At 36.4% G+C, this 5,544-nt stretch carries 3 protein-coding genes and 1 pseudogene; all 4 read right to left on the minus strand.

The features are described from left to right. Nucleotides 1-863, minus strand: an 863-nt coding sequence (locus tag F606_RS21860; RefSeq protein WP_322786225.1) for a hemagglutinin repeat-containing protein, incomplete at its 3' end; no start/stop codon positions are given. Between the two features lie 231 nt (nucleotides 864-1,094). Next, complete coding sequence (locus F606_RS23595) at nucleotides 1,095-1,646, minus strand: hypothetical protein (RefSeq protein WP_019555655.1); 552 nt, start codon at nucleotides 1,644-1,646, stop codon at nucleotides 1,095-1,097. Between the two features lie 734 nt (nucleotides 1,647-2,380). After that, nucleotides 2,381-3,193, minus strand: a complete 813-nt coding sequence (locus tag F606_RS22520; RefSeq protein ID WP_019555657.1) for a hypothetical protein — start codon at nucleotides 3,191-3,193, stop codon at nucleotides 2,381-2,383. Nucleotides 3,194-3,213: 20 nt separating this feature from the next. After that, nucleotides 3,214-5,544, minus strand: a pseudogene (locus F606_RS23600) (hypothetical protein); the annotation flags it as partial.

Consider the following 5,544-nt stretch of genomic DNA (forward strand, 5'->3'; position numbering starts at 1 on the left):
TAGTTGTCTATATCTTGTTGGCTGGCAAGGTTTAAATTATTGCCGACATTTACTTCGACACGATCGCCGCTGGCTTTGGATCCTAAGATATTTACATCATGTCCCGCATCAATTTTCAGCGTATCTTTAGCCGTTACCACACTTGGTGTATGGGTCAAAATGGTTCCGTTTTCAAGTTCTTTGTTTTTGCTGGCTTCTGCATAGAAACCAACACCTTTGGCACTGATCTGGGCTCCGATTCCAGAAGATTTTCCATCGGTTTGTGTGTTATTGCTTGTTTGGTTTTCCGCACTTTCGATGGTTACATCTTTTACGGCTTGTATATGGACTTTATCGCCCGTTACCGTTGAACCTTGAATGGTCACGTTACCATCATCTTTATTTGTGCCTGTTGCAATAATGTCTAGATTTTTACCAGCACTAATCTGACTGCCTTTGGCTTGCGTCGTGTCATTGGTACTGTTTTGTGTCTTGCTGGTATTGCCGAGGCTGACATTAAGGCTGATATCGCTTACTTTTTTACCATCGTTTCCCGTTGTTCCATTGACGGTATTATTGATCTTTTTATCAAGCCCCGATAAAGCCTGGACTGCCTGCACATCATAGAGAGCCGCTAAGCGTTTATCGCCTACTTCGCTGGCTCTGTCAACTTTATTGCTGATGCTTTGTATCGCATCAATAGCCGGACTGCTTACAGATACCGTTAATCCGCTTTTGCTGTATTCATAGCTTTGTTTTTCGTGTGATGTTTCCATACCGGCTGTTATATTTACATCAGCTCCGATGATTTTCGTGTTTTGTCCGCTAATAACATCGGAAGCTTGTATCGTAACATCTTTCCCTGCTTGTATGTTTACATTTATTGGGAGTTTTTATAAAAAAATATGTTAAGGTAAACAATTTGTCTTTTGCTTACCCTAACATTTATTACAGAATCGTTTTGTTTACTTCCATGGATCTCATTTATTAGTTGGTTTTTATTTCCACCCATAAAATCTTAAAAGTTTATCTGGTATTCGTAATTCTATTTATTTTTTTAGTTCCTTTAAGAAAATATCCATGTCAGCTTCATCATACCAATTTTAACTATTTTATTAAGCTTCTTCTGCCGAACATAAATCATATACATCTCGAAACAATGCCGTCTCAACCGTCATTTGTTCCCCAAATATCCTAGTTTCTTGAGGTATTGAAATTCCCGAAATCACTTCATTCATTTCTGAGTAAGATAGTTCCACATAATCTAAATTTCCCAAGCATTCAACCAAACTATTATGCATATCAAATTGAGCTATACTATATGGTTGTCCAGAAAACCCCTCCAATTTTGGTTCTATTTTCTTTTCATCTCTATTTTCTACAGCAAATTCATGTTGGATGTAAAATATCGGAATTATCTTGGATATTTTTAAAACTGTCGTAAATAAAGCACTAAATTCTCCTTTAATGACTTTCGGAAAGTGTATATACCAATCTACTGATACTTCACCACTTCCATCTTTTCCTCCAACTACTTTCGTGTTATTTTTCGATATCTGATACAATTTTTCTGGTAATTCCAATACACTATTAGCTTTATGTTTAAAATAATCGTGGTCCTTTTTTATATAAACCCGATTAATAACATCTCGTACTATATTTTTCAAAATATCTCCCCCTTATTTTACTGTTAGATTATGCTCTCCAGATTTATCAGCTGGCTTTGTTGGTTCAAGGTTCATATTTACTTCACCTTGATGTCTTCCTTTAAAATCACACTTTTCAAATCTTCCGTGTTGAGTATCTACGGAATGCAAATATTTTGAACAGTGTTGACGATTGTAGTCGATAATCCCTCTAATATTGAAGAGGTCAGTGGATTTTTACGTCCGCTGACCTCTTTTGCCGAATAAATGAATTTTAATTATTAAAAATCATACGGATCAACACATTCAAAATCTTCCTCGTTTAAATTTTCCTTTTCGTTAATCATTTCAAGAAAATAATTAATTGTATCTACTAAGGCTTTTTCCGTAGTGTCTCCATAACTTACTCCCGCATGAAGACAACCCTCTTTATCCTTAATTTGAAGATTAGTAAAACCAATAAATGTACCATTCTGTCTTTCATAAATTTTGAATATGGGGGTTTTATTAGTTCTCCAACATCAAATTCTGCGACGCATTTCTCAATTGAAGCAATACCATCAATTCTTATTTTTTTCCAATCATCCACTTATGATCACCTTCTTATCTTTTGCCGAATGATATTAGTTTTATATGTGCTTTCATCCCTATCAGCAATTTTCACTATCCGTAATATATTGTCCACTATAATGAAAACGCATCGCCCCTTGATTTAACCACCAATATTATTAACATCTGTAGAATTGCACATTTTATTATTTGATATCGTACATAGTAATTAAATTTTTACAGTTGTCCGATTTGCTACCATTCAAAACTACTATACGTATAGATACTGTAGTTTTTTCAAACCTCGTTCTTAAAAACATATATGCATTATTTGTTTCTATTCGAGCTACCTCTACATTTTGTTTTACAACACTAATAAACTGCTCGCTTGTGAACACAAATGTATCTTGCTCAAAAGTAATTTCATGAGCCATATTAGCCAAATAATCATTAATACATGTATTATTATTCAATAAATCATGTAAATAATAAATTCCTTGGTCATTTTTAAATATAAACTGAAAATTATTTGGATGAATGTTAACAATTTTGTGTTTTGTCGTTTGCAACCACAATTCATAAAGCAGCGGATATTTTCCACTCACATCACTATTACTAATTAAAGCATTAGAATCTTCTTTTACATCTACATCATAAAATTTACCATCATATGTTGACAATATTAATCTATTTGAATCCCATAAGTATACTGGGGAAAAACCCATCGCTAAAAACTCTTCCCTTAAGTCAATAACTTTATAATCATACTCACGTAAGTTTACATATACTAAACATTTGTTCTCCTCACAAAATAATAATAATTCTTCATCATTTTCATTTATATAACAAGAATATATCATCATATGATCAAAAATATTAATCTGTTTTAATTCGTCAAGGTTATTATCTAAAATAATAATACCTTTATAGTTATTATTTATTACTATCTTATTTGAAATAACTTCAAAAAAATATATGTCATTTCCTTTTATTATCTTTTCTTTAATTTTTTTTATCAATTTGAATCCTCCTTCATAGTTTATTTTACATTAATTCTTTTACTAGGATCAACTGTACCTGGTATTATTTCACCCGTAATTGGATCTGCTTCTCCTAAATGCTTACCCCGTTTATCAAAAACTTCTAGATGTGCGCTTTCGCCAGTATGGAAAGTATCGCGATAGTAATACTTATCTCCATTCTTATACACCGTTGCCCCTTTTACATCTTTATTTGTTCTTATATATTCCGGATTGTTTAAGATAGTTTCTCTATCCTTAGGTACACGATTTTCTTTTATGAAATCCGCTTCTCCCGATCCCTCAGTATCCGCACCCTTGCTAGAGAAAGCTTTCTCTAAATCATTTGAGAAATTGTATATCCCCTTTGCCGTAAAACTTATAGCAGCAGGTGTCGCTACGCCTCCTGCAAGAGCACCGACTCCAGTTGGAGCAGTAATAATTGTTTCTCCTACTGAACCTACGGTAGCAACTCCGCCTCCTACAACAAAAACACCATCCGTAAGTGTTTTTGCAGTGTAATACATTCTCGGATTTTCATTGTTTGCAGACATATCCAATGGCAAAATACCAAATGAAAGGTTATCTGCAACGGCTGCGCCTACGCCTTGCCCTATCGGAGCTAGCTCTGTTCTATAAAAATCATGAGCGGAATTGCTTATTGGCGTAACAACTTGCTCTTGGATCTGTGTAGTTGCCTGTTGAGCTGCTGTTTTAACAGTTTGCCATGTGGATGGCTCTTTTGAAGTATACCAGCATTTTTCAGCATTTTCAGGATCTATTACATACCAAGCTCCATTTATTTTTGTAAACTGCGCATCTGGGTCGTCTGCTAACACCTCTCCTTTTTGGGGTGCATTATATGCTGGATGATCTCCATCTTCTAAATGCACTGCCGCTGTTCCATCTGGATAGTACCCTACTATTTTTGCATTATCATATTTATAGGCATAATCCCACGGAGATTCGTTTTTCTCTCTTTCTTTTCTATTCTCTTCATAATTTTCCCGTTCTGGCGTTATTGCCAAATCCGGTCTCAATGCTTTGAAAACCATATAATCTATTGGGGTTCCTGCGTTCAGGTTTTCCCTGACTGCCTGCGCATTTTCATAGGCTCCATATTCTTCATATATGCTAAGCCCTTTTGCCAAATTCCCCGTCATTCCATTATCAGTTGCTACATCCATATCAAATGACATTTGCTGTAACAGTAGTGGTTCTATTTCATTATTCCAGGATTTTAGCGGCTCATTCGCATCATTCCACAGGTCAAGTGCCGCGTATTTGCTATAGATTGCTGCTCTTCTTACTTTTACCTCTGGATCGTTTACATCCGTTCCCGCCGCTAACAGTTCACTGTACATGGCCCGTTGCTGCACATGATTTAACCAATTATTCTTGGTTCCATTCAGCGCCGTCACCATTCCTGTTTTTGCATCTTGCCTAATAAGTTTGGCTGCTGCCGCTCCAATGACCATGCTCCCAAGCTCATGCAATCCCGGGTCTTTAATCTTTGCCAGTTCTTTCTGCAAGACTTCATTCAGTCCGGCTCCAGCTGCGCCAGAAGTAAAACTACCGCCGCCAAGGCTGGACATGATTCCGCCAGCTAACGCATGCAACCAGATTTTATTGGAACCACCCTCATCCCATGCTTTTGCTCTTTCCATAGCTTTTTGGTATTCAGGGCTTCCTTTTTTGCAGTTAGCTGCTTCTTCTTTTGCCTTCACATATTCTTTTAGAGCCACATCTCCTATGGCTTTAAATGCTTCTTGACCAAACAGATTTCCTAATTCTTGCCGTTCTTGAACCGTTTTTTTATCAAAGATTTTTCCCAATACATTTAACGAATTTCCTGTATCCCTATTAAGCTGACTTATATCCTGCTTCGGATTGCTTCTTATTTCAATACTTCCATTTGCAATCGCTGCTTTTGTCGTACTCCCAGCATCACCAGATACTGGTATAGTTACATTTGGTGTAATAGGCAGTTTTGATCCTGTCTGCATAGAATAGCCCTTACTACTTTCACTATAATCCGCTTTATTCTTAATATCCGAATAACTCAACGTATCTGTACTAAGTTTGTTCTTATCCGGCGTAGCATCACTGGAGATAACCGCACCTTTTAAGTCGGTATTTTTCCCTACTTCGATGTTAAAGCCGCCTTGTCCTGCATGGATTTCTGCCTGTGTGGTTACGGATTCATAGTTCGAATCGATTTTTCCTTTGCTGGCATTGCCTTGCAGACCAATTCCTGCGGTTCCTATTTTGCCGCCGCTGTTGCTGCTTTTTTCATTATAGTTGTCTATATCTTGTTGGCTGGCAAGGTTTAAATTATTGCCGGCATTTAC

This window comes from Propionispira raffinosivorans DSM 20765 (assembly GCF_000381065.1).
Taxonomy (GTDB): domain Bacteria; phylum Bacillota; class Negativicutes; order Selenomonadales; family Selenomonadaceae; genus Propionispira; species Propionispira raffinosivorans.